The organism is Thauera sedimentorum, from assembly GCF_014489115.1.
In the GTDB taxonomy this organism is placed as follows: domain Bacteria; phylum Pseudomonadota; class Gammaproteobacteria; order Burkholderiales; family Rhodocyclaceae; genus Pseudothauera; species Pseudothauera sedimentorum.
On sequence record NZ_JACTAH010000002.1, the window covers coordinates 894,146 to 919,135 of the forward strand.

Here is a 24,990-nt window from a genome sequence, read left to right on the forward strand (position 1 = left end):
CGCCCGCGCCTGCACCGAATACCCAGGAGAGCCCTTGCCATGAACGCCACCGCCCCCAACGGCAGCCCGGTCTCGCGCGAAACCGCGCTGCGCATCGCCATGGCCGCGCGCACCCTGCCCGGGGTCAATGTCGCCGCCTTCGTGCACGCCCTGGGCGAGCGCCTCGGCCTGCCGGTCACCGACGAGAAGCTCGCGCGCATGACCGTGGCCGACCTCAAGGCCATGCTGCAGGGAGACGAGATCGTCGATCCCGGCATCGAAGGCAGCGTGCTGAAGAGTGCGGTGCGCTACCTGTGGGGCGAGGGCCTGGCCGACGACGCCCCCGCGCCGGACGCCGATGCGCCGCAGGGCGAGGGCGCCCTGACGGTGGCGGTGGCCTCCAACAGCGCCGAGCAGCTCGACGGCCATTTCGGCTCCTGCAACCGCTTCCTGATCTACCGCGTGGCCGAAGACGGCATCTGGCTCACCGGCGTGCGCGCCACGCTGGAGGCCGACGGCGCCGAGGACCGCAACGCCGCGCGCGCCGAACTGCTCGCCGGCTGCCAGCTGGTCTATGTGCAGTCCATCGGCGGCCCGGCGGCCGCCAAGGTGGTGCGCGTCGGCGTGCACCCGGTCAAGTTCCCGGCGGGCGGTGCGGCGCGCGAGGTACTCAAGCAATTGCAGTCGGTGCTCAACAGCCCGCCGCCCTGGCTGGCCCGCGCGCTCGGCAAGGAGGCGCGCTCGCTGGCGCGCTTCGTTCCGGCCGCCGAGGCCGAGGCATGATAGGCGCCGAGGTCATCGACGCTGCGGCCGACGCGCTCGGCCGCCATGGCTACGGCGAAGTCGCCATCGAGGCCCTGCGCAAGCAGTGGCCGGCGCTGCGCTTCGTCGCCTGCCCGGACGACGACGTGCCTCCGCGCCTCAAGCCCGCGGCCGCAGGCGAGGGCTGGGCGCTGTACTACATCGCCGGCGGCGAGCACTGCCTGTCGCTCACCACCGACCCGGCCGCCGCCATCGGCCTGGTGCTCGCCGAGGTCCAGCCCGACGACTGAGAAGGTGTGAATGAATCTACTGCGCGGGCCGCTGGCGGCGCTGCGTGGTGCCCGCTCCCTCGCCTATCCATCCGAAATGTCTCGGTCGCTGCGCGCCGCGCGCCTTGCCACCGACCCGCTCGCTACGATTTCTTCACACATTCTGAGCTGAAGCGGCCTCCGCCTTCTCGCCGCCCGCATCGCGGCCAAGGCCGCTCCAACTGGCCGACCCACCGCCGGCGCAGGGGCCGGTTTCTCCCGTAGGAGCGGCCTTGGCCGCGATGCAGCGCTCGTGCTCCCTCAGGCCGCATCGCCGGCAAGCCCGCTCCCGCAGTCGATGCCCCCGCCGGCGGTAGAATCCGGGCGTGATCCGGCCCGCCCACGCCCCTCCCACCGACCGCCTGTTCCTCGCCCTGTGGCCGGACAAGCGCCTGCGCAGTGCGCTCGCCCGCCACCGCGACGCCTGGCGCTGGCCGGCGGATGCGCGCCGGGTGCGCAGCGACAAGCTGCACCTGACCCTGCATTTCATCGGCGCGGTGCCGGCCGCGCGTACCGCCGGGCTGCTGTCCGGGCTTGCCGTGCCCTTCGACGCTTTCGAAGTGGTGCTCGACCGCCCCGCCTTGTGGCCGCAAGGGCTCGCGGTGCTGGAGCCGCAGGTCGTGCCGCCGCCGCTGGCGGCCCTGCACACCGCCTTGGGCGACGTCCTGCGTGCCGCCGATCTGCCGGTGGAGGCGCGTCCCTTCCGCCCCCACCTGACCCTGGCGCGGCGCGCCGCCGGCGCCCGCCCGCCGGCGCAGGCCGTCGCGCTGCGCTGGGCGGTGAGCCACTACGCCCTGGTGGCTTCGGACCTCGGCGCGGACGGCGGCTATCGCGTGCTGGCGCGCTATCCGGCCACGGAGGCGGGCGCATGACGCGGGTGTTCAGCTTTCCGCCGATCGCTGCGCCGCACGCGCGCCTGCTGGTGCTCGGCAGCATGCCGGGCGCCGCCTCGCTGGCCGCCGGGCAGTACTACGCCCATCCGCGCAATGCCTTCTGGCCCATCATGGGTGCGCTCTACGGCTTCGATCCGCGCGCCGCCTACGCCGAGCGCGTCGCCTGCCTGCAGGCCGCCGGCGTGGCGGTGTGGGACGTGCTGGCTTCCTGCGTGCGTCCGGGCAGCCTGGATTCGGCGATCGATGCGGCCAGCGCGCAGCCCAACGACTTTCGCGCCTTCTTCGCTGCCTATCCGGGCATCCGGCGCGTCTACTTCAACGGCGCGGCGGCCGAGGCCGCGTATCGCCGCCACGTGCTGCCGCAAGGCGCCTGGGCCGATCTGCCGGCGCTGCGCCTGCCGTCCACCAGCCCCGCGCACGCCGCCCTGGACCTGGCGCGCAAGGCCGAGGCCTGGCGGGTGTTGACCGCATCCTGAGCGCGCCGGCAACACCCCGCTTTGCCACGCCGCTTCGCTATGCCTAAAGTCAATCAGGGGGCGATCCGATAATTGCAGGACGATGACCCGTTGGAACCCGCCCTGCGAGTGCGTTCCGAACCATAGAGAGAATGGCAGCCATGCTCGATTCGATGAAACTCAAGACCAAGATCGTCCTGCTCGTGCTGGCCGCCTTCATCGGCCTGGCACTCAGCGTGATGCTGAGCGCGCTGGCGGTGAAGGAAGACCTGATGGACGCCCGCAAGCTGCAGGTGCAGTCGGTGGTGCAGGCGTCCCTGCAGATCGCCGCCGGCTACCATGCGCGCGCCGCGGCGGGCGAACTGTCCGAGCCCGAGGCGCAGGAACTGGCCAAGCGGGCGATGCAGGACATGCGCTTCGGCGGGCCGGAAGGCAAGTCGGAATACGTGTACATCTGGCGCAACGACGGCGTGGCGGTGATGCACCCGATCCGCACCGAATGGGCCGGCCGCAACATGAGCGAGGAGGTCAAGGACGGCCAGGGGCGCTTCACGGTGAAGGACATCGTCAACACCGCCCGCTCGCAGGGCGCCGGCTTTGTCGACACCTCCTTCCCGCGGCCGGGCACCACGGTGGCGGTGGACAAGCTGCAGTACGTGGCCACCTTCAGCCCGTGGAACTGGATCATCGGCACCGGGGTGTACGTCGATGACGTCACCGAGGCCTTCATGTCGCGCCTGATGGTGGACCTCACCGTCAGCGGCGTGATCATGCTGATCATCATCGGCCTGGGCGTGACGATCGCCCGCTCGGTGCTGCGCCAGATCGGCGGTGAACCGGCCGAGGCGATGGCCATCATGGAGCGTGCGGCCGGTGGCGACCTGACCGTGGACGTGCCTTCGGCCGCGCCGGACAGCCTGCTCGGCGGCCTGTCGCGCATGCTGCGTTCGATCCGCGACATGGTCGGGCAGATCTCCGGCGGCGCGCAGACGCTCAAGGACACCGCGGAGAACATCTCCCACGCCTCCAGCCAGGTGGCGGTGGCCTCGCACCGCCAGGCCGACTCCACCTCCTCGATGGCCGCCGCCATCGAGGAGATGACCGTGTCGATCAACCACATCTCGGACTCCGCGCGCGACACCGAGGACAACTCCTCCTCGGCCGCCGCCCTCGCGGAAAGCGGCGAGCAGAAGGTGGCCACCGCCACCGAGGAGATGCACCGCATCGCCACCACGGTGTCCTCGGCGGCCGAAATGATCCGTTCGCTGGAGACGCGCACCAACGAGATCTCCTCGATCGCCAACGTGATCAAGGAGATTGCCGCGCAGACCAATCTGCTGGCACTCAACGCCGCCATCGAGGCCGCGCGCGCCGGCGAACAGGGCCGCGGCTTCGCGGTGGTGGCCGACGAGGTGCGCAAGCTGGCCGAGCGCACCTCGGCCGCCACCGAGGAGATCGGCGGCATGATCGGCGCCATCCAGAGCGACACCGCCAGCGCGGTGGGCGCCATGGACAAGGCGCTGCCGCAGGTCGAGCGCGGCGTCGACCTCGCCCAGGAAGCCGCCCAGTCGCTGCGCGACATCCGCGACGGCGCCGGCGTCACCCTGGCGCGCATCCGCGACGTGGCGCTGGCCACCCGCGAGCAGAGTGCGGCGAGCAACGCCATCGCCCAGCAGGTCGAGAGCATCGCGCAGATGGTCGAGGAGACCAGCGCGTCCATGCAGCAGACCGCCGAGTCGGCCCACAGCCTGGAGCAGGTCGCCCGCGAGCTCGGCGACCTGGTGGCGCGCTTCAGGCACTGAGCGTCGGCATTCCCCGGGGCGGTCGCGGACCGGGCCAGCCCCGCCGGCCGGGCATAGGCGCTCCCTTGCCCGCGATTGCAGCCAAGACCGCAGCTGCACCGCCCGATGACATCGGCGCAGGCCCGCGCCGCGTTATCATCGGGCGCATGTCCGCGCCCGACCTCGCCCCCGACGTCTTTGCCTATCCGCTCGACGGCATCCGCCTGATCGAGGCGTCGGCCGGCACCGGCAAGACCTGGAGCATCTGCGGGCTCTACCTGCGCCTGCTGCTGGAAGGCGGGCTCACCGTGGACCGCGTGCTGGTGGTCACCTTCACCAAGGCCGCCACCGCCGAACTCTCCGCGCGCATCCGCGCACGCATCGTCGACACCCTGCGCGTGCTCGACGGCGGCGACCCCGGGCCCGACCCCTTCGTGCCGCGCCTGATCGCGGTCAGCGCCGCCGCCGGCATCGATCCGGCGACCATGGCCGAGCGTCTGCGCCACGCCCTGCAGGTCTTCGACGAAGCGGCCATCTTCACCATCCACGGCTTCTGCCAGCGCGCGCTGGCCGACACCCCCTTCGCCGCCGGCCTGCCCTATGCGCTGGAACTGGTCGAGGACGACAGCGCCTTGCGCCGCGAGGTGGCGGAGGATTTCTGGCGCCGCCGGGTGGCCGGCGCCGCGCTGCCCGCCGCGCTCGCCCGTCTGCTGGTGGGCAGCGGCGACTGTCCGGAGAAGTGGGCCGATTACCTGCGTGCCGACATGGCCCGCCCGCTGGCCACCCGGCTGTGGGACGAAACCGCTGCCGCATCCTCCCCGGACGAGGCCGAAACCGCGCTGCGCCGCGCCTTCGCCGCCCTGGACGGGACGCAGCTGCCCGCCGCGCTCGCCATGCTGAACGGCCCGGCGGTCAAGCTGCACAAGGGCAGCTACAAGCCGGAAACCGTCGCCACCGCCGCCGCGCAGTGGTCGGCCTGGCTGGCCAGCGGCGACCCCTTGCACCCCCTGCCGGCCGCCAAGGAGCGCAAGCTGCACCTGCTCGCCGCCGCCACGCTGGCGGACAAGTCCACCGGCGGCGCAGCCCCGCCCGCCCACCCCTTCTTCGACGCCGCCGACACCCTGCTTGCGGCCCGCAGCGCGCTGGAGGAGGCCACGGCCGCCGCCCGCCTCGCGCTGCTGCGCGACTTCCTCGCCGAGTGTGCCGAAGACCTGCGTACCCGCAAGCGCGCGCAACGCCAGATCGCCTTCGACGACATCCTGTGGAACGCCCACCGCGCGCTCACCGGCGACGACCAGCCCTGGCTCGCCGCAGCCCTGCACGCACGCTACCCGGCCGCGCTGATCGACGAATTCCAGGACACCGACCCGCTGCAGTTCGCCATCTTCTCGCGCGTCTACGACCGTCCCGGCGCGCGCGGCAGCCTGTTCCTGGTGGGCGACCCCAAGCAGGCCATCTACAGCTTCCGCAGCGCGGACCTGTTCGCCTATCTCGCCGCGCGCGAGCAGGCCGATGCGCGCTACACCCTGGCCCACAACCAGCGCTCCACGCCCGCGCTGATCGACGCCTGCAACCGCCTGTTCGCCGCCAACCCGGCGGTGTTCATGCTTCCCGGGCTGGACTACGCGGCGGTGCTGCCCGGCGGCCGCCAGCGCGCGCCGCTGATCGACCGCACGCCCTCCGGCAGCGACCCCGCCGCGCTGCGCCTGTGGCAGATCCCGGCACTTGCGCAGGCGCCGGACGAGCGCCTGCCGCGCGCCCAGGCGCTGGCGCGTGCGGCCGAAGCGAGCGCGGCGGAGATCGCCCGCCTGCTCGCCGCGGCCGCTGCCGGCGAGCTGCGCATCGGCGAGCGTCCGCTGGCGCCGGGCGACATCGCCGTGCTGGTGCGCAGCCACCGCCAGGGCAGCCGCATGCGCCGCGCGCTCGCCGCGCTGGGCGTGGGCAGCGTGGAGCTGGCGCAGATGAGCGTGTTCCACGGTGAGGACGCCGAGGAGCTCGAACGCGTGCTGCTGGCGATTGCCGAACCCACCCGCCCGGCGCGGGTGCTGGCGGCGCTGTCCACCACCGCGATGGGGCGCGATGCCGCCGCGCTGGCGGCGCTCGCCGCCGACGAGGCCGCCCTGCCGGCGGTGCTGGAGCGCTTTGCGCGCTGGCGCGAGCTGTGGCTGGCGCGCGGCTTCGGCGTCATGCTGCGGCGCTGGATGGCCGACGAAGGCGTCGCCGCCCGTCTGCTCGTCCGCCCCGACGGCGAGCGCCGGCTGACCAACCTGATGCATCTGGCCGAACTGCTGCAGCAGGACGCCGGCGCCGCCGCGCCCGAGGCCCTGCTGCGCCTGCTCGCCACCCGCCGCGCGGAGAGCGGTGGCGGCGAGGCTGCCCAGCTGCGCCTGGAGTCCGACCGCAACCTGGTGCAGATCGTCACCATCCACCGCGCCAAGGGCCTGGAGTACGGCGTGGTGTTCTGCCCCTTCCTGTTCGACGGCTATGCCCGCCGTGGCGGCGACGGCGAGCTGCGTGCCTGGCACGACGAGGCCGGCGAACTGCTGCTCGACTACCGCCGCGCGCTCGACCCGGCGGACAAGGCGGAGATCGACACCCGCCTCAGGCTGGAGGCCGCCGCCGAGGACCTGCGCCTGATCTACGTCGCGCTGACCCGCGCGATCCACCGCTGCTACCTGGTGGTGGGCTGTTACGCCACCCTGTCCTTCGGCAAGCCCGGCTACAGCGAGAGCACGCGCAGCCTGCTCAACTGGATGGTCGCCGGGCAGGGCAGCGCACCGGCCGACTGGTTCGCCGCCAAGCCGGGCGTGGAGGCGGTCGAGGCCGCCTGGCAGGGCCTGGCCGCAGCCTCCGCCGCGCATTCCGAAGGGCCGAGCATCTCGCTCGCCGCGCTGCCGGAAGGCGCCGGACAGGCCCTGCCCGCCAGCCTGGACGCCACCCGCCGCCCGCAGGCGCTCACTCCGCCGCCCATCCCGCCGGGCTGGCGGGTGGGCAGCTTCAGCGCACTGGTGTCCGGCGCCCGCCACGACGAGGCCGCGCGCGACCACGACGCCCATGCTCGCCCGGTGGCGCCCGAGGCCATGGCCGGGCAGGCGCCGCCGGCCGACGACATCCTGCGCTTTCCGCGCGGCCCGGTGGCCGGCGACTGCATCCACGCGGTGTTCGAGCGCATCGACTTCCGCGACCCGGCCGGCTGGGATGCGGCCATCGCCGGCGCGCTGGCCGACCATCCGCAGCGCGCCGGCGAGGCTGCGGTCCTGCCGCGCATGCTGCGTGCGATGCTCCATGATGTGCTCGCCACCGAACTCGCTCCCGGCCTGCGCCTGGACCGCGTGGCGCCCGCGCGCCGTGCGGTGGAGCTGGGCTTCCACCTGCCGGCCCCGCAACTGTGCGCGGAGGCGCTCAATGCCTGGCTGGCCGCGCACCGCTATCCCGCGCCGCGGCTCGCCTTCGGTGACTTGACCGGCTACCTGAAGGGCTACATCGACCTGGTGTTCGAGCACGACGGGCGCTACTGGGTGCTGGACTGGAAGTCCAACCACCTGGGCGAGCGCATGCAGGACTACGCGCCGCCGGCGCTGGCCGGCGCCATGGCTGCGCATGGCTACCACCTGCAGCAGCTGCTCTACACCGTCGCGGTGCACCGCCATCTACGCCGCACGCTGGCGGACTACGACTACGAACGCCACTTCGGCGGCGTGCTCTACCTCTTCGTGCGCGGTGTGCGCCCGCACTGGCAGACGGACGGCGTGCCCGCCGGCGTGTTCCGCCATCGCGCCGAGGCCGCGGTGATCGACGCGCTCGACCGCCTGCTGGCAGGCGAACCCACGCTGCAGCCCGCATGAACACCATGAACGCCGACCTTCCGCCCCCCGCAGCGGGCGCCGCCCCGGCGGCGCTCGATCTTGCCAACGGCTTCGCCGACCACGCCGCGGCCTGGGCCGAGCGCCTGGGCGCGCCATCCGCCGCGCAGGCCGCGCTGCGCCGGGTGGCGCGCCAGCTCGCGCTCGCCGGCAGCGCCGGCCATGTGTGCCTGCCGCTGGATCAGTTCGCCGACGACGACCCGGCGACGCTACGCGAGCACTTGCTGGCCAGCGGCGTGGTCGCCCGTGACGGGCAGGCGCTGGCGCCGGGCAGCGCGCATCCGCTGGTGCTCGACGCCGCCGGCCGCCTTTACCTGCGCCGTCACTACGACCTGGAGCGTGCCCTGGCCGCCGCCCTGCGCGCCCGTGCGCAGGACGCTGCCGGCGCTCCGGCCGAGGATGCGCGCCTGCGCGACCTGCTCGATGCCTTCTTCCCGCCGCGTGCCGACGGGGGCCCCGATCGGCAGAAGCTCGCCGCCGCGCTCGCCCTGCTGCGCCGGCTCACGGTGATCAGCGGCGGGCCGGGCACCGGCAAGACCACCACGGTGGCGGCCCTGCTCGCTTGCCTGCTCAGCCTGCAACCCGACCTGCGCGTGGCGCTGGCCGCGCCCACCGGCAAGGCCGCCGCGCGCATGCTCGAAGCCCTGCGCGGCCGTGCCGGGCGCCTGCCGGCCGAACTGCGCGAGCGTCTGCCCGCCGAGGCGTGGACGGTGCACCGCCTGCTCGGCGTCACCCCGCAGGCCGGGCGCTTCCGCCACCACGCCGACAATCCGCTGCCCTTCGACGTGGTGGTGGTGGACGAGGCCTCGATGCTGGACCTCGCGCTCGCCGCGCGCCTGGTCGATGCGGTGTCGCCCGCCGCGCGCCTGATCCTGCTCGGCGACAAGGACCAGCTCGCCGCGGTGGAGGCCGGCGCGGTGTTCGCGGAGCTATCGGCCGGCAGCCGCTTCTCGGCGGCTACCGGCGCGCGGCTGGAAGCGCTCGCCGGCCACGCGCCGACCCAAGCGGGCGAACCGGGGGCGCTCGCCGACAGCGTGGTGTGGCTGACCGAGAGCCACCGCTTCGCCGCCGATTCGGGCATCGGCCGGCTGGCCGCCGGGATCAACTCGGGCCAAGGCGGTGCCACGCTGGCCTGGCTGCGCGAGGCCGAGGATCCCGCGGTACGTTGGCTGGAGGACGCCGAGCGCGCGCCCGCGCCCGCGGTGCTGGCGCACGCCGAGGCGGGCTACGGCGCATTCCTGGATGCCCTGCGCGCGGGCGTCGACGATCCGGCGGCAGCCTTCGCCGCCTTCGACCGTTTCCGCGTGCTCGCCGCGGTGCACGAGGGGCCGCGCGGGGTGCGCGCGCTCAATGCGCGCCTCGCCCAGTGGCTGCGCGCCGCCCTCGTCCATCCGGCCGACCGCGGTCCGGGCAGCGACTGGTATCCGGGGCGCCCGGTGATCGTGCTGCGCAACGACTACCTGCTCGGACTGTTCAATGGCGACATCGGTCTCACGCTGGCCGATGCCGCCGGCGAACTGCAGGTCTGGTTCCCGGCGCCCGGCGGCGGCTACCGCGCACTCGCGCCGCTGCGCCTGCCGGCGCACGAGACCGCCTTCGCGCTCACCGTGCACAAGGCCCAGGGCTCGGAATTCGAGGAAGTGCTGATGGTGCTGCCGGAAGCGGATTCGCCGGTGCTCACCCGCGAACTGCTGTACACCGGCGTCACCCGCGCTGCGCAGCGGGTGGCGATCGCCGGCAGTGCCCCGGCCTTCGCCGCCGCCTGCGGCCGGCGCACCGAGCGCCACTCAGGGCTGGCCGCGCGCCTGTCCGTGTAGAAGCGGCCTTGGCCGCGATGCGGCGTGTGGCAAGACGACGGCCGTATCGCGGGCAAGCCCGCTCCTACCCGTTGGCCGGCCGAAGCGTACATCGGCGTTACCCGCGCCACGCGCCGGCCTTCGCTTGCCGCCTGTGTCGGGCGTACCGGCGCCACCCAGGGCTGGCGACGCGCCTGTCCGTGTAGGAGCGGCCTTGGCCGCGATGCGGCGTGTGGCAAGACGACGGCCGCATCGCGGGCGAGCCCGCTCCTACCCGTTGGTCGGCCGGCGCCTCACACCGGACCGCGACCGCCGTGCTTCACCTCGATGGTGTCAGCCAGCGCCGCTTCCAGCGCCACTTCGGCGCCGCGCGCCTTGTAGTCCTTGAGCGCGGCACAGACGGTGGCCACCTTCTCGCCAGCCGACTGGCCCTTGAGGTCGCTCTTTTCCAGGCGCAGTTCTTCCAGCAACTCGTTCCACACCATGCCGTCCTCCAGCGGCAGCAGGCGGAACGTCACCCCGCCCAGCGCCAGCTGCATCGGCTTGCCGATGTTGTTCACGAAGAACACCGCCTGCATGTCGGGCGCGAAGTCGGCCGCGTAGCGCTCGACGAACAGCGGCAGCTTGGCGAGTTCGTCGAGCTGGCCGGCGGCCAGCACCAGCTTGTCGTCGCCGGCCAGCAGCACGGCCTGGCGCACGCTGGCGGTGGGCGGCTTGCGGCGGCCGGAGGCGTCGGCCACTTCGCCTTCGGTCAGCACCAGGTCGCCGCGATAGGCGGTCAGCCCGCCACCGGCCGGCTCGGTGAAGTTGGAGTTGAACAGCAGGTTCTGTTCTTCGTAGCGCTTGAGCAGCATCTCGCGTCCTCGTGCAGTGGATGAAATGCCTCCAGTCAGCAGGAAGCGCGCCATGTCGCCGGCAAGGCGACCGGGTGGCCGCCATGCAGCGCCATTACAGGGAGTTCGCGGAAACCCGGACTTGTGGCGGAGTGCTGGTCCGGGGCGCCTGTGCGACAGGATTGTCGGGTTTGCGACGCAGTGGCGCTCAGACCGGCACGCCGAGCACGACGTGCGAGGCCTTGATCACCGCGGTGGCCGCCACCCCGGGCTTGAGTCCGAGCTCGTTGACCGCGTCACGGGTGATCACCGCCATCACCTCGGTGCCGCCGGGAAGGGCGATGGTGACTTCGGCATTGACCGCGCCCACCGCCACCGCGCTGATCGTGCCGGCGAGATTGTTGCGTGCCGAGAGCTTCACGCCCGAGGCGTCGGTGAGCACCATCACCCAGGGTGCCTTGACCAGGGCGATGACCTCGCTGCCGGGGGCTAGGCCGAGGTCCTCGAGGCTGGCGAGGGTGACCACTGCCACCAGGCGGTCGCCGCCGCCCAGGTCGATGTCCACTTCGGCATTCACCGAGCCAGGCCGGGTGGCGGCGACCTTGCCGCGGAAGACGTTGCGGGCGCTGACCTTCATGTCGTTCTCCGTATGACTGTTTGTCGGTTCGTTGTCGCGTTGTGTTGTTCGCTACATAGAAACGCGGGCATGCTCACGCCTGTCTCCGTGAGGCGCACTCTATTTGTTAGCGTTGTTTTGCCGCAACCATAGCGAGGCGAATAACGCCCCCTCGCTTGGCATGGATATCGCTATATACGACGGTAGATAAACAAGCCGATCCCCGGAGATCCGATGAGCGACTGTGCCCTGTCCGACGATGCCCTGTACCGCCTGCTGGCCGACGACGTGCCGGCCGGCGATCTCACCACCGAGACGCTCGGCATCGGCGCGGCCCCGGCCCGCGTCGAGTTCCGCGCCCGGGGCGCGATGCGCGCCTGCGGCACCGAGGAAGCGCGCCGCCTGTTCGAGCTGGCCGGCGACACGCGCTGCGAGGTACGGGCCGGCTCCGGCACGCCGGTCGAGGCCGGCGCCTTGCTGCTGAGCGCGGAAGGTTCGGCCGCCGCCTTGCACCGGGCGTGGAAGACCGCGCAGAACCTGGTCGAATGGATGAGCGGCATCGCCACCGCGGCCGCGGCCATCGTGGATGCCGCGCGCCCGCTGGCGGTGGCATGCACGCGCAAGAACGTGCCCGGCACCAAGGCGCTGTCGGTCAAGGCAGTGCGCGCCGGCGGCGCCATCGTGCATCGTCTCGGCCTGTCGGAGACCCTGCTGGTGTTCGCCGAGCACCGCCTGTTCATCGACGCCGAGCCGGGCGCCACGGTGCGCCGCTTGCGCGCCCTGCAGCCGGAGAAGCGCGCAGTGGTCGAAGTGGGCGACGCGGACGAGGTGCTCGCCTGGGCCGAGGCCGGCGCCGAGATCCTGCAACTGGAGAAGTTCCCGCCGGACCGGCTGGCCGCGCTGCGCGAACGCCTGCAGGCCGCCGGCCTCGCCCCGCTGCTGGTGGCCACCGGCGGCGTGGGCGTGCACAACGCCGCAGCCTATGCCTCGTCCGGTGCCGACATGATCGCTACCTCGGCGCCCTATACGGCGCCGCCCGCGGACGTGGCGGTGCGCTTCGAGTGCGCGGGCAAGGGAGGGCGCCATGCGTGAGCACCTTGCGCCCGAGCCGCGCGGGAGAGCCGGCGGGCATCGCGCCGCCGAACATCCGTGGCGCCGCGAACTGCCTGCGGCGTGGCGGACGCAGGTCATCGTGCCGATTGCCTTCGAGATCCACTGTGACGCGGAACTCGCCGCGCAGCGGGTATTCGGGCGTGACGCCGATGGCGCGTGCTGCTACTACGCGCACGAATGGATGCTCAGCGAACCATGCTCGGACGACGACGAGGAGTTCTACCTGCGCGCCGCGGCCGGCGAAGCGGTAACTGCCTGGTTGCTGCGCGATGAGCGCTGGCTGGTGCGCAGGGTGGTGATTGGCAATGACGCCTGCGGACCCGGGCAGGTCTTCTACGTGCTTAGCGAGACGATGCCGCGTTGATCCGCGGGCAGCCGGACAGTGGTGTAGGGATGTTGACGCTTTATATTGTTGACTACATAAAAAACGACAGGCATTGTCCGCTGGCGGTGGCGCGCATGGCTTGTAGTGCTTCAATGCAAGCGATGGGTGCAGGCAGGGCCGCTGGCATGATCTTCGCTGTATATCGATGAACATAAAAGGAGCGACCATGACCCCGCAATGTCCCGAACGCCTGCTGGGCCGCCTGTCGATCGATGCCCCGGCCGGCAGCGCGCTGTCCGATACCCGGGTGCGCCTGCTGGAGGCGATCGACCGCCTCGGCTCGATCAACCAGGCCGCCAAGGCGGTGCCCTTGTCCTACAAGGCGGCCTGGGACGCGGTGGACACCATGAACAACCTGTCGCCCGAACCGCTGGTGGTACGCGTCACCGGCGGGCGCCAGGGCGGCGGCACGCTGCTCACCGACTACGGCCGGCGCATGGTGGCGATGTACCGCGCGCTGGAGATCGAGACCCAGGCGGCGCTGGAGCGCGTGGCCGCGCGCCTGGCCGACGACGGCCCGGTGAGCATCGACGAGTTCCGCCGCCTGATGCAGCGCATGGCCATGAAGACCAGCGCACGCAACCAGTTCTCCGGCCCCATCGTAGCGCTGCGTGACGGCGAGGTGGATTACGAGGTGCGCCTGCGTCTGGACAAGCACACCGAGATCGTCGCGGTGATCACCAAGGCCAGCGCGGAGAACCTCGCCCTGGCGATCGGCAAGGAAGTGTTCGCCCTGGTCAAGTCCTCCTCGGTGCTGCTGTCCACCGACAGCGAGATCCGCCTGACCGCGCGCAATCAGCTGTGGGGCGAGGTTTCGGCCATCCATGAAGGCTCGGTGAACGATGAGGTCACCCTGCTGCTGCCCTCGGGCAAGAACGTGACCGCAGTGGTCACCCACGGCAGTTGCGAAAACCTCGGCCTGGCGGTCGGCACCCGCGCCTGCGCCATCTTCAAGTCGTCCAGCGTGATCCTGGCGACCTACGACTGATCTTCCCTTCACCCTGATGGAGTAAGACGATGAAACCTGTTTCCCGAGTCCTGGCCGTCCTGGCGGTTGCGATTCTCCCGGGCCTGTCCGCGGCGGCCGAGATCAAGGTGGCGGTGGCCGCCAACTTCAACGGCACGCTGCAGAAGCTGGCCGCGATGTACAAGGCGGCCAGCGGCCACACCCTGGTGCTGAGCGCCGGCTCGTCCGGGGCGTTGACCACGCAGATCGTCAATGGCGCGCCGTTCGACGTCTTCCTCTCGGCCGATTCGGCGCGTCCGGAAAAGCTCGAGGCCGATGGCCTCGCCGTGCCGGGCTCGCGCTTCGTCTATGCGCTGGGCGTACCGGTGCTGTGGAGCGCGTCGGCCGGCGTGGTCGATGACGAGGGCAAGGTGCTGCGCGAGGGTAGCTTCCGCCACCTGGCGATCGCCGAGCCGCGCAATGCACCCTATGGCGCCGCCGCGCAGCAGATCATGAGCACGCTGGGGGTGTGGGACGCGCTGGAAGCGGCCGGCAGGGTGGTCAAGGGCAACTCCATCGGGCAGACCCATGGCCAGGTCGCCTCCGGCGCGGCGGAACTCGGCTTCGTCGCGCTGGCGCAGATCAAGGGGGCAGACGGCATTCCGGGCTCGCACTGGATTCCGCCGACCGACATGTATACGCCGATCGCACAGGCCGCGGTGGCGCTCAAGCGCGCCGACCATCCGGCCGCGGCGGCCGATTTCCTCGCCTGGCTGCGCAGCGACGCTGCGGCGCGCAAGGTGATCGAGGACGCCGGTTACGGCCTGGAGTGAGTCGGCAAGCATGCAATTGTCCGCGCAAGACCTCACCGCGCTGTGGATCACCTTCAAGCTCGCAGCGGTCAGCACCGCGATCCTGATCGTGCTGTGCACACCGCTGGCCTGGTGGCTGGCGCGGACCGCCTGGCGCGGCAAGATCGTGGTCGAAGCCTTCGTCTCGCTGCCACTGGTCCTGCCGCCCACCGTGCTCGGCTTCTACCTGTTGTTGCTGCTCGGCCCGCGCGGCGTGGTGGGCGGCTTCTTCGAGGACATCGGCGTCGGTCACCTGGCCTTCACCTTCACCGGCCTGGTGATCGGCTCGATGATCTATTCCCTGCCCTTCGTGGTGCAGCCGCTGCAGAACGCCTTCGCCGCCACCGGGCAGCGCATGCTGGAGGCGGCGGCCACGCTGCGCGCCTCGCCGCTGGATCGTTTCCTGAGCGTGTCGCTGCCGCTCGCGCGGCGTGGTTTCCTCACCGCGGCGGTGCTGTCCTTCGCCCACACGCTGGGCGAATTCGGGGTGATCATCATGGTCGGCGGCAACATCCCCGGGCGCACCCAGGTGGCTTCCATCGCCATCTTCAATCATGTCGAGGCGATGGACTTCGAGTCCGCCCACGCGCTGGCGGCCATCCTGGTGGTGCTCGCCTTCTCGCTGCTGTTCGCGGTGTACGCGATCAACCGGCGCTTCAAGGTGGTGGGGGTGGCGCAATGAGCATCGAGGCGCGTTTCCGGGTCGATCGCGGCGGCTTCGTGCTGGACGTGGATCTGTCGCTGCCCGCGCGCGGGGTGAGCGCGCTGTTCGGCCGCTCGGGCTCTGGCAAGACCACGCTGCTGCGTTGCGTGGCCGGCCTGGAGCAGGCTGCGGGCGGACGCCTGGTGGTGAATGGCGAGACCTGGCAGGACGGCGTCACCTTTCTGCCCACCCACAAGCGCCCGCTCGGCTACGTCTTCCAGGAGGCCAGCCTGTTCCCGCATCTCGATGCGGCGGCCAACATGCGCTACGGGCTGCGCCGCACCCCGGCGGGCGAGCGCCGCGTGGGCTGGGACGAGGTGATCGAGCTGCTGGGCATCGGCCACCTGCTGACGCGCTATCCGGACGCCCTGTCGGGCGGCGAGCGCCAGCGCGTGGCGCTCGCCCGTGCGCTGCTCACCAGCCCGCGCCTGCTGTTGATGGACGAGCCGCTCTCGGCGCTCGATCACGCGCGCAAGCAGGAGATCCTGCCCTACCTGGAGCGCCTGCACGACGAGCTGGACATCCCGGTGCTCTACGTCAGCCACGCGCCGGACGAGGTCGCCCGCCTGGCCGACCACGTGGTGCTGATGGAAGACGGCCGGGTGGTGACGAGCGGCGGCCTGCAGGACACGCTGGCCCGCCTCGACCTGCCGCTGGCCTTCGCGGAAGACGCCGGGGTGGTCATCGAGGCGCGTGTCGGCCACCACGATGAACGCTATCACCTGACGCGGCTGGACTTCCCCGGTGGCCATGTATTCGTTGCACGGCGTCCGGAAGCCCCAGGCAACCGCCTGCGTTTCCGCGTGCATGCGCGCGACGTCAGCCTGGCCTTCTGCAAGGTGGAGGGCACCAGCATCACCAACCTGCTGCCCGCCATGGTCAGCGAGATCGCCGACGCCGACACCCCGGCGCACGTGCTGGTGCGCCTGGAGGCCGAGGGCACGCCGCTGATCGCGCGCATTACCCGGCGTTCACTGGACCAGTTGCAGATCGAACCCGGGCTGCGCATGTGGGCGCAGATCAAGGCGGTGGCGCTGCTGGGCTGAGCGGGCGGAGTGCATCGGCTATCATTGCCCCTTTTCCCTGCAAGGCTGATGCCGCCATGCTTCACTGCCGCACCATCCCCGTCACCCCCTTCGAACAGAACTGCTCGCTGCTGTGGTGCGACGCCACCGGCCGCGCGGCGGTGGTCGATCCGGGCGGCGACATCGAGCGCATCCTCGCCGCCGTGCGCGAGGAAGGCGTGCAGGTCGAGAAGATCCTCATCACCCACGGCCACATCGACCATGCCGGCGGCACCGCCGCGCTGGCGCGCCAGCTGAAGGTGCCGATCGAGGGCCCGCAGGAGGAAGACCGCTTCTGGATCGCCGGCATGCCGCAGCAGAGCAAGATGTTCGGCTTTCCCGAGGTGGACAGCTTCGAGCCCGAGCGCTGGCTGAACGACGGCGACACGGTCACCGTGGGCGCGGAAACCCTGCAGGTCATCCATGCCCCGGGCCACACGCCGGGACACGTGGTGTTCTTCCACCCGGGCAGCCGGCTGGCCATCGTCGGCGACGTGCTGTTCGCCGGCTCCATCGGGCGCACCGACTTCCCGCGCGGCGACCACGCCACGCTGATCGCCTCGATCCGCGAGAAGCTCTTCCCGCTCGGCGACGACGTCACTTTCGTGCCCGGCCACGGCCCGCGCTCGACCTTCGGCGACGAGCGCGCCGACAATCCCTACGTGGGGGACTACGCATGAGGGTGGCGATCCTCGAGGACGACCCGGTACACCGCGACACGCTGTCGGCCTGGCTGCGCGAGGCCGGCCACGACGTGCATGCCTTCCCCTGCGGGCGCGACTTCATCCGCAGCGCAGGGCGCGAGAGCTTCGACCTCTACCTGCTCGACTGGACCCTGCCCGACATGACCGGCCACGACGTGCTGCGCTGGGCGCGCGAGGACCGCGGCGACGACGTGCCGGCCATCTTCACCACCGCGCGCGACGCCGAGGAGGACGTGGTGGCCGCGTTGTCCGTTGGTGCGGACGACTACATCGTCAAGCCGATGCGCCGCTTCGAGACCCTGTCGCGCATCGAGGCGGTGATGCGGCGGGCGCGCCCGGTGGCAGCCGATCCGGTGCTGGAAGTGGGCGCCTACCGCTTCGACACCGCGACGAAGGCAGCCAGCTGCGAGGGTGAGCCCGTGGCGCTGACCGAAAAGGAATTCGACCTGGCGGTCTTCCTGTTCCGCAACCTCGGCCGCCTGATCTCCCGCGGACACATGCTGGAGGCGGTGTGGGGGCGCAACCCCAATGTCGCCACCCGCACCGTGGACACCCACATCAGCCGGGTGCGCGCCAAGCTGGGCCTGCGTCCCGAGCGCGGTTTCCGCCTGAGCCCGACCTACAACTACGGTTATCGCCTGGAGCGGCTCGAAGCACCGCCGGTGGCTGCCGGCGACGCCGATGCCGCGCAGGGCGGGCAGCCACCCGTCGCAGCCCACCCGGAGGCGCACGCGGCCAGGCAGCAGATCGACGAACTCCAGCAGGAGCTCGACAAGGCGAGCCGCCTGTTGCGCCATGATCAGCTGACCGGCCTGCTGAGCCGGCGGGGCCTGGAAGAGCTGTTCGACAAGGAGGCCGCGCGCGCAGCGCGTCTCGCGCGCCCGCTGTGTCTGGCGGTGCTGGACCTGGACAATTTCAAGCAGATCAACGACGAACTGGGGCACAAGGCCGGCGATGAGGCGCTCCGGTATTGCGCCGAGGCAATCCGTCGCAACCTGCGCCCGCAGGATGGTGCCGGACGTTATGGCGGCGAGGAGTTCGTCATCGTCTATCCGGAGACCGGGCTGGAACAGGCCGCTACTGCCCTGGACCGGTTGCGCCGCGAGCTGGCGGACACGGCGTTCCGGGCCGGCGGTCAGGACATGGCGATCACCTTCAGCGGCGGGGTCACGGCCTGGCAGGCGGGCGAAAGCGCCGAGGCCGTGCTTGAGCGGGCGGACGAGGCGATGTACCGGGCCAAGCGGGCCGGCAAGGACAGGGTCATCGCCGTGCAGGCACCGGCAGCGGTCGACGAAATCGGATGAGGTTCGGGGCGCCGACGAAGGGGGTATTGGTGTGCGGGATGCCGATTTTGCGTGATTTTGCAATTGACGGCGGGCATCGGTGATTAGAATCGACCGCCTTCCACCTTCCCCTCTGGCGCCCTCATGACGTTCCGCCGTATTCCCGTCATCATCCGTGGCCTGCTGTTGAGCGGGCTGGTCCTCGCAGCCGGCGCTGCCGTGGCCGACGACATCCGCTACCGGGTGGTCGCCGGCGACACCCTGATCGGCCTGGGCGAGCGCTTCCTCGCGCGGCCGTCGGCCTGGCCCCGCCTGCAGCAGCTCAACGGCGTGGCCGATCCCTACAGCATCCCGGTCGGCACCGTGCTGCGCATCCCGCGCGGCATGCTGCGTCCGGAGCCGCGCGCCATGCGGGTCGAGGCGGTGAGCGGCGCGGCGCTGGCCGACGGCCGCGCGCTGGCCGCCGGGGACGAGGTGAAGTCGGGCGCCCGGCTCAGTACCGGCGCCGACGGCCACGTATCCCTGCGCCTGCCCGACGGTTCCACGCTGGAACTGCCCGCGCGCTCGCGCCTGCAGGTCGAGCGCCTGCACGGCCATCCGGACCTGGCCGGCGAGGACGTCGGCCTGCGTCTGGAAGAGGGCCGGGTGGAATCCCATACCGAGCCGCAGCGCGGACCCGCGGCGCGCTACCGCATCGAGACGCCCACCGCGGTGATCGGCGTGCGCGGCACCGATTTCCGCGTGGCCAACGACGCGCAGACCGGCATCAGCCGCGCGGAAGTGACCCACGGCCGGGTCGAGGTCGGCGCGCGCGGCGTGCGCCGGGCGCTCGACGCCGGCTTCGGCCTGCTCGCCGACGGCTCCCGCGCCCTGGGCCGTCCGCAGCCCCTGCCGCCGGCGCCCGACCTCGGCGGCTGGCCGACCCTGTTCATCGAGCCGGTGGTGCGCTTCGCCCTGCCGGCGGTCGACGGCGCCGAGCGCTGGCGGGTGCAGGTCGCCGCAAACCCGGACTTCCGTCCGGTGCTGGCCGAGCGCAGCGCGCGCGGCGAGGTCCGCTTCGACGGACTGCCGGACGGCGAATACCACCTGCGCGCCCGCCTGGTCGATGCGCAAGGCCTGGAAGGCCACGACGCGCTGCACAGCTTCCGCCTCAAGGCCCGGCCGGAACCGCCCTTCCCCGGCCAACCGGCCGATCTCGGCAAGGCGCCTGCCGGCCCGGTGAACTTCGTCTGGAGCGGTGCGCCGGAGGCGGCGAGCTACCGCTTCGAACTGGTCGCTGGCGAGGATTTCAGCGCACCCGGGACGGTGCGCGAAGCCCTGACCGATACCGGCCTGCGTCGTGAGCTGGCCCCGGGTAGTTACCGCTGGCGGGTGGCCAGCGTGCGCGCCGACGGCGACCACGGACCGTGGTCCGCCGTGTCGCGCCTGGTGGTGCGCGAGCCCGCGGCCGTGCCCGAACCGCCGGAAGTGGGCGAGGACACGCTGGCCTTCCGCTGGGCCGGCGAGCCGGGCCAGCGTTTCGACTACCAGTTCGCCGTGCAGGACGACTTTGCCGAAGTGCTGCATGCCGGCACGGTCGCCGAACCGGCGGTGCAGCTGCCGCGTCCGGCGCCGGACACCTACTACATGCGCGTGCGTGCGATCGACGCCGACGGCTTCGTCGGCGCCTGGTCCGGCGCGCAGCGCATCATCGTTCCGGCCGACTTCCCGTGGTGGATGTTGCTGCTGCCGCTGCTCGCGCTCTGAACGGCCTGCGCCGCCTGGTCGGCCAGCCGCTGGCCGAGTGGCTGGCGGTGACCGTGGTGTGCGCCGGGCTGGCCGGCGGCGCGGCCTGGAACGGCTGGCTGTGGCGGGTGGACAGCCTGCTCTACGACGCGGCCATGGCCACCCAGCGCCTGCCGGCCGACCCGGCGGTGGCCATCGTCGCGATCGACGACCACAGCCTCGCGGAGATCGGTCGCTGGCCCTGGCCGCGAGCAGTGCATGCGGCGCTGATCGAGCAGCTTGCACAGGCCGGCGCCGACGTGGTCGCGCTGGACATCATCCTCGCGGAGTCCGACCCGGAGGAGCGTGCCGGCGATGCGGCGCTCGCACGGGCGATGGCCGCGCACGGCCGCGTGGTGCTGCCGGTCACCCACGGCACCCGTGCGGCGGCCAGCGCGGGCGAGGCCCTGCCGGCAGCGCCCTTTGCCGAGGCGGCCGCGGCGCTCGGCCACATCCACATCGAACTCGACCCGGACGGCATCGCGCGCAGCGCCTACCTGTGGGAGGGCATGGGCAGCGCCCGCCACCCGCAGCTGGCGCTCGCCGCGCTGCAGTTGTACGACCCCGCCGCGGCGGCGCGGGCGGGTCGACCGCCGGCCGACGACCGGGCGCTGCCGGGCTGGCGGCGCGACGGCTGGTTCCACATCCCCTTCATCGGCCCGCCGGGCAGCTTCCGCTATCTCTCCTACGCCGACGTGCTGCGCGGTGAACTGCCGTCCGGCGCACTGGCCGGCGCGGTGGTGCTGGTGGGTGCCTCCGCGGTGGGCATGGGCGACATCGTGCCCACGCCCACCTCGGGCCATGCACGGCCGATGCCGGGGGTGGAGGTGCACGCCAACGTGTTCAACGCCCTGCGTCAGGGGATCGCGGTGGTGCCGGTCGGCCGCCTCGCCGGGGCGGCGTTCGCGGTGCTGGCGGTGGCGGGCCTGCTGCTCGCCATGCTGCGTGCCGGGCCGCGCTTCACCCTGGTGGTGGCCTTTGCGGTGTCGGCGGCGGTGCTCGCCGGCAGTTGGGCGCTGCTCGCGCTCGGCCAGCTGTGGCTGCCGCCGGCTGGCGCGCTGGCCGGCTGTCTGCTGGCCTATCCGTTGTGGAGCTGGCGCCGCCTGGAAGCGGCGCAGCGCTATCTCGATACCGAGCTGGCCGCGCTGCGTGGCCTGGCCGGTCCGTTCGATACCGGCACGGTGCAGGCCGCACCGCCGGGTTCGATCGATCCCTTCCGCGCCCGCATCGCGGTGGTGCGCGACGCCGCACGGCGCGAGCGTGCCCTGCAGCGCTTCGTCGCCGATACCCTGGACGCGCTGCCGGTGGGGGTGCTGGTGGCGGATCCGGCCGGCCGGATCCGCCTGGCCAACCGCCGTGCCGCGGACCTGCTGGGCAGCGGGAGCGCCGAGGCCCAGGGCGAGATGCTCGCTGCCATGCCCTGGCCGGCTGGGCAGGCCTTCGCCGGCGGGCTGCCGATGCCCGCTGCCGGCGGCGGCTGCGTCATCGAGACCGACCAGGCGGACGGCGGCGCATTGATGGTCAGCGTCGGCGGTCTGTACGACGAGCAGGGCGGGCCGCTCGGTGCGGTGTTCGGCCTCTCCGACATCGCGCCGATCCGCGCGGCGCAGCGCAGCCGCGAGGACCTGATGTACTTCCTTTCGCACGATCTGCGCGCGCCGCTGGCCTCCATCCTCACCCTGCTCGACGGCCACCCTGCGGCCGGGGACATGACGGCGGGGAAGGCGCGGCTGGAGGGCTATGCGCGCCAGGCGCTCGGCATGGCCGACAAGCTGCTGCGCCTGGCGCGCGCCGAGGCGCTGCAGGCGGACAGCTTCAGCGAGGTGGCGCTGGAGATGCTGCTGATGGATGCCGCCGATGAAGTGTGGGCTCTCGCGCGCGGCCGCGAGCAGCGGGTCGTCACCCGCTTCGCGCCCGGAATCGAGGAGGAGGAGGCCTGCCTGGTCATGGGCGACCGCGAACTGCTGTTCCGTGCGGTGGTGAACCTGCTGACCAATGCCATCAAGTATTCGCCACGCGGCGCGGAGATCCGGCTGGCGCTCGCTGCCGAGGCCGGCGGCTGGGCGGTCGCGGTGCAGGATAGCGGCTGCGGCATCGCGCCGGAGAATCTGTCGCGCCTGTTCCGCCGCTTCGGCCGCATCGGCGCCCAACATGGCCCGGCGGTCGAAGGCGTGGGGCTCGGCCTGCTGATGGTGAGCACGGTGGCCGAGCGCCATGGCGGCTCGGTGTCGGTGCGCAGCGAGGAGGGTGCGGGCAGCACCTTCACCCTGTTCCTGCCCGCCATGCGCTGACGCCGGTCAAACGGGCGGCGCCCCGGCGCGAGGCCAACGGGGCGCCCGGGCAAGGCCCGCTAGGCCTTCAGCGCGCCTTCAGCGCGTCGCGGATCTCGCGCAGCAGCTTGACGTCTTCCGGCTCGGGCGCGGGCTCCGGCGGCGGTGCCGGCGGTTCGGCGCGCTTGAGGCGGTTCATCGCCTTGATGGCGACGAAGATCGCGAAGGCGATGATCATGAAGTCGATGGCGGTGTTGATGAAGGAGCCGTACTTCACCAGCGGCGCGCCGGCCTTCTCGGCTTCGGCCAGGGTTTCGAAGACCTGGTCGCCGAGGTTGATGTAGAGATGGCGGAAATCCACCCCGCCCAGCAGCCGGCCGATGATGGGCATCACGATGTCCTTGACCAGCGAATCGACGATCTTGCCGAAGGCGCCGCCGATGATGACGCCCACGGCAAGATCGACGACGCTGCCGCGCATCGCGAATTCCTTGAATTCCTTGATGAAGCTCATGCTGGGTTCTCCTGGTCGAAGGGGTGGAAGCGCGGCGGGAATTGTCGTTGTCCGCACCCTCGCATCATAGCCAGTGGCTCGCGCGGCGCACAATCTCGGCGATGCCGCTACCATCGAGCCCCGGAGGACCATCCTGAACCCACCGATGAAGCTGCTGCGCCGCCTCGTTCTCGCCCTGCTGTTCCTCGCGCTGATCGGCGGGCTGGCGCTCGGCCTGCTCGCCTGGCGCGCAGGGGAGTGGCTGCGCGGTGCGGCGGAAGACGCCCTGCAGGCGAGGCTGTTGCCGCAGGTGACGTTGGCCGAACCGGTCGAATGGCGGGTCTGGCCGCTCGGGCAGGTGCGCCTGCGCGGCCTGGTGCTGCGCGGCCCGGATGGCACGCCGCTGGCCGCGGTGGACGAGATCGCCGCCGGCTTCGCGTTCGGCGAGCTGCTGGCCGATCGGCCGCGCATCACCACGCTCGATGTCCGCGGCCTGCACCTGAAGGTGGATATCGACGGGCAGGGCCGCCCCAGCCCGCTCGACTGGCTGCTGCCTGCCGCCCCGCAGGAAACTGCAGGCGCGCCGCCGGCCCCGGTCATCGGCCGGTTGACGCTGGCCGATACGGAAGTGCTGCTGGACTATCCCGCCCGGGACCTGCGCCTGCGGGCGCTGCTGCCGCAACTGGCGGCCGGACCGGTGGCGATGGGCGAGGTCGGCCGCCTGCGGCTGACGGCGCGCATCGAGCTGACCGGGCCGCTGGCCGGCGAACTGGCGGTGGATGGGGAGACGGGCTATCGCCTCGATGCGCAAGGCATCCGGCTCGATGCGCTGACGGCCGGACTGAGCGGACAGCTGGACGGGGTGTGGCGGTTGGACGAAGGCCGCCTGGAAATCGCCGCCGCACGCATCGCGGCCGGCGAGGGGGTTCAGCTGGAATCGGCGGACTTCGCGGCGCAGGCGGACGGCCCGCAGGGGCCGCTGAAGCTGTCGGCCAGAATCGATCAGGCCGGCATGGCCGTGAGCCGCTGGCAGGCGGCGGGCAGGGCGGCGTTCGCCGCGCCGCGCATCGAGATCGATGCCGCCACCGCCTTCCATGGCGAGGGCGATGTCCTGTCCGGCAGCGAGGGCGATGTCCTGTCCGGCACGCTGGAGGGTAGGCTCGCCGGCAGCGCGCTGAGCGGGCGCTGGTCCTGGCCGCTGCGCGCTGACGGCGTGCCCGACCTGCAGCTCGCGATCGACGCGCTCGACCTCGATGCGCTGCGCGCGCGCCTGCCGTCCGCCGACACGGACGGCGGGACGCCGCGCTGGGAGGACTGGCCGCTCACCGCCGAGGTGCTCGTCGGCCGCCTGCGCTTGGGCGGGATGGAAAGCCGCAACGCCCGGCTGAGCCTTCGTGGCCCGCCGGTCGCGCGCTGATCAGCGGCCCACCACCTCGATCTCCAGCGTGCCCACGCCGGCGATGCGTCCGCTCAGGCGGTCGCCCGGCACCACCGGCCCCACCCCTTCCGGCGTGCCGGTGAAGATCAGGTCGCCGGGCATCAGCCGGTAGTAGCGAGAGAAGAAGGCGATCACCTCGGGCACCGACCAGATCATGTCGGCCAGGTCGCCGTGCTGGCGCGTCTCGCCATTGACCTGCAGGCTGATCTCGCCGGCCGCCAGCACCTTGCCGGCGGCCGGCACGATGGCCGAGATCGGCGCCGCGCCGTCGAAGGCCTTGCCGATGTCCCAGGGCCGCCCCTTGGCCTTGGCCTCGGCCTGCAGGTCGCGCCGGGTCATGTCCAGTCCCACCGCATAGCCCCAGATGCAGCCGGCGGCCTGCTCGGCGCTCAGGTCCGCACCGCCGGCGCCCAGGGCCACCACCAGTTCCAGCTCGTGATCCACGCTGCGCGTGGCCGGCGGGTAGGGGAAGCGGCCGCACTCGCCTTCGGCCACCGACAGCACCGCATCGGCCGGCTTGGTGAAGAAGAAGGGCGACTCGCGGGTCGGGTCCGCCCCCATCTCGCGGGCATGGGCGGCATAGTTGCGCGCCACGCAGTAGATCCGCCGCACCGGGAACAACCCGCCGCCGACCACCGGCACGGCCGGTTGCGCGGGCGCTGCGATCACGTACTTGTCCGACATGCTGAC

General features: G+C 72.0%; 23 protein-coding genes. 19 read left to right on the forward strand and 4 right to left on the reverse strand.

Annotation, left to right across the window (positions count from 1 at the left end; translation table 11 throughout):
• Positions 1–39: 39 nt before the first annotated feature.
• The 8 genes from IAI53_RS13945 to recD all read left to right on the forward strand — a co-directional run bounded on the left by IAI53_RS13945 (position 40) and on the right by recD (position 9,858).
• A complete protein-coding gene (locus IAI53_RS13945) occupies positions 40–762 on the forward strand; it encodes a dinitrogenase iron-molybdenum cofactor biosynthesis protein (RefSeq protein ID WP_187718780.1) in 723 nt (240 codons plus the stop codon).
• The gene (locus IAI53_RS13950; protein ID WP_187718781.1) at positions 759–1,031 is read left to right on the forward strand and encodes a DUF6129 family protein; all 273 of its coding nucleotides are present in this window, start codon (positions 759–761) and stop codon (positions 1,029–1,031) included. Before IAI53_RS13945 ends, IAI53_RS13950 begins: the two co-directional genes overlap by 4 nt.
• Before the next feature lie 10 nt (positions 1,032–1,041).
• Entirely contained in the window at positions 1,042–1,182 is a 141-nt protein-coding gene (locus tag IAI53_RS13955) for a hypothetical protein (protein WP_187718782.1), read from the forward strand.
• A gap of 193 nt (positions 1,183–1,375) precedes the next feature.
• Positions 1,376–1,921: an RNA 2',3'-cyclic phosphodiesterase gene (thpR, locus tag IAI53_RS13960; protein WP_222948309.1), complete on the forward strand. Its 546-nt coding sequence runs from the start codon at positions 1,376–1,378 to the stop codon at positions 1,919–1,921.
• Positions 1,918–2,418, forward strand: a complete 501-nt coding sequence (locus tag IAI53_RS13965) for a DNA-deoxyinosine glycosylase (RefSeq protein ID WP_187718783.1) — start codon at positions 1,918–1,920, stop codon at positions 2,416–2,418. Before thpR ends, IAI53_RS13965 begins: the two co-directional genes overlap by 4 nt.
• A gap of 131 nt (positions 2,419–2,549) precedes the next feature.
• Positions 2,550–4,199: a methyl-accepting chemotaxis protein gene (locus IAI53_RS13970; protein ID WP_225433317.1), complete on the forward strand. Its 1,650-nt coding sequence runs from the start codon at positions 2,550–2,552 to the stop codon at positions 4,197–4,199.
• Between the two features lie 146 nt (positions 4,200–4,345).
• On the forward strand, positions 4,346–8,023 hold the full coding sequence (gene recB / locus IAI53_RS13975; protein ID WP_187718784.1) for an exodeoxyribonuclease V subunit beta: 3,678 nt from the start codon (positions 4,346–4,348) through the stop codon (positions 8,021–8,023).
• Positions 8,020–9,858 (forward strand): exodeoxyribonuclease V subunit alpha, encoded by a 1,839-nt coding sequence (recD, locus tag IAI53_RS13980; protein WP_225433318.1) that lies wholly within the window; start codon positions 8,020–8,022, stop codon positions 9,856–9,858. The genes recB and recD overlap by 4 nt, the downstream gene beginning before the upstream one ends.
• Positions 9,859–10,130: 272 nt before the next feature.
• Here recD and IAI53_RS13985 read toward each other — a convergent pair whose 3' ends face one another.
• A complete protein-coding gene (locus tag IAI53_RS13985; protein ID WP_187718785.1) occupies positions 10,131–10,691 on the reverse strand; it encodes a hypothetical protein in 561 nt (186 codons plus the stop codon).
• Positions 10,692–10,878: 187 nt separating this feature from the next.
• Entirely contained in the window at positions 10,879–11,307 is a 429-nt protein-coding gene (locus IAI53_RS13990) for a TOBE domain-containing protein (RefSeq protein WP_114650154.1), read from the reverse strand.
• A 213-nt stretch (positions 11,308–11,520) separates the two neighbouring features.
• Between IAI53_RS13990 and modD the strand changes: the two genes are divergently transcribed.
• From modD to IAI53_RS14040, 10 genes are all read left to right on the forward strand, one after another.
• Positions 11,521–12,378, forward strand: a complete 858-nt coding sequence (gene modD / locus IAI53_RS13995) for a ModD protein (RefSeq protein WP_187718786.1) — start codon at positions 11,521–11,523, stop codon at positions 12,376–12,378.
• Positions 12,371–12,763, forward strand: a complete 393-nt coding sequence (locus IAI53_RS14000; protein WP_187718787.1) for a hypothetical protein — start codon at positions 12,371–12,373, stop codon at positions 12,761–12,763. The genes modD and IAI53_RS14000 overlap by 8 nt, the downstream gene beginning before the upstream one ends.
• 187 nt (positions 12,764–12,950) lie before the next feature.
• A complete protein-coding gene (locus IAI53_RS14005; protein WP_114650151.1) occupies positions 12,951–13,772 on the forward strand; it encodes a TOBE domain-containing protein in 822 nt (273 codons plus the stop codon).
• Positions 13,773–13,801: 29 nt separating this feature from the next.
• Complete coding sequence (modA, locus tag IAI53_RS14010; RefSeq protein WP_187718788.1) at positions 13,802–14,563, forward strand: molybdate ABC transporter substrate-binding protein; 762 nt, start codon at positions 13,802–13,804, stop codon at positions 14,561–14,563.
• Positions 14,564–14,573: 10 nt separating this feature from the next.
• The gene (modB, locus tag IAI53_RS14015; RefSeq protein WP_187718789.1) at positions 14,574–15,263 is read left to right on the forward strand and encodes a molybdate ABC transporter permease subunit; all 690 of its coding nucleotides are present in this window, start codon (positions 14,574–14,576) and stop codon (positions 15,261–15,263) included.
• Positions 15,260–16,330 (forward strand): molybdenum ABC transporter ATP-binding protein, encoded by a 1,071-nt coding sequence (gene modC, locus IAI53_RS14020; RefSeq protein WP_187718790.1) that lies wholly within the window; start codon positions 15,260–15,262, stop codon positions 16,328–16,330. The genes modB and modC overlap by 4 nt, the downstream gene beginning before the upstream one ends.
• A gap of 56 nt (positions 16,331–16,386) precedes the next feature.
• Positions 16,387–17,028 carry an MBL fold metallo-hydrolase gene (locus tag IAI53_RS14025; RefSeq protein ID WP_187718791.1) on the forward strand — a complete coding sequence of 214 codons (642 nt, stop codon included), beginning with the start codon at positions 16,387–16,389 and terminating at the stop codon, positions 17,026–17,028.
• A complete protein-coding gene (locus IAI53_RS14030) occupies positions 17,025–18,356 on the forward strand; it encodes a GGDEF domain-containing response regulator (RefSeq protein WP_187718792.1) in 1,332 nt (443 codons plus the stop codon). The genes IAI53_RS14025 and IAI53_RS14030 overlap by 4 nt, the downstream gene beginning before the upstream one ends.
• Before the next feature lie 123 nt (positions 18,357–18,479).
• Positions 18,480–20,081: a FecR family protein gene (locus IAI53_RS14035; protein ID WP_187718793.1), complete on the forward strand. Its 1,602-nt coding sequence runs from the start codon at positions 18,480–18,482 to the stop codon at positions 20,079–20,081.
• Positions 20,048–22,390, forward strand: a complete 2,343-nt coding sequence (locus tag IAI53_RS14040; protein ID WP_187718794.1) for a CHASE2 domain-containing protein — start codon at positions 20,048–20,050, stop codon at positions 22,388–22,390. The genes IAI53_RS14035 and IAI53_RS14040 overlap by 34 nt, the downstream gene beginning before the upstream one ends.
• Before the next feature lie 67 nt (positions 22,391–22,457).
• Here the strand turns inward: IAI53_RS14040 and mscL are convergent, their stop codons facing one another.
• Positions 22,458–22,883: a large conductance mechanosensitive channel protein MscL gene (gene mscL, locus IAI53_RS14045; RefSeq protein ID WP_187718795.1), complete on the reverse strand. Its 426-nt coding sequence runs from the start codon at positions 22,881–22,883 to the stop codon at positions 22,458–22,460.
• A 145-nt stretch (positions 22,884–23,028) separates the two neighbouring features.
• Between mscL and IAI53_RS14050 the strand changes: the two genes are divergently transcribed.
• The gene (locus IAI53_RS14050; protein WP_187718796.1) at positions 23,029–24,279 is read left to right on the forward strand and encodes an AsmA family protein; all 1,251 of its coding nucleotides are present in this window, start codon (positions 23,029–23,031) and stop codon (positions 24,277–24,279) included.
• On the opposite strand, the gene IAI53_RS14055 is transcribed toward IAI53_RS14050, so the two are convergent.
• Positions 24,280–24,984 (reverse strand): fumarylacetoacetate hydrolase family protein, encoded by a 705-nt coding sequence (locus IAI53_RS14055; RefSeq protein WP_187718797.1) that lies wholly within the window; start codon positions 24,982–24,984, stop codon positions 24,280–24,282.
• Positions 24,985–24,990 lie beyond the last annotated feature (6 nt).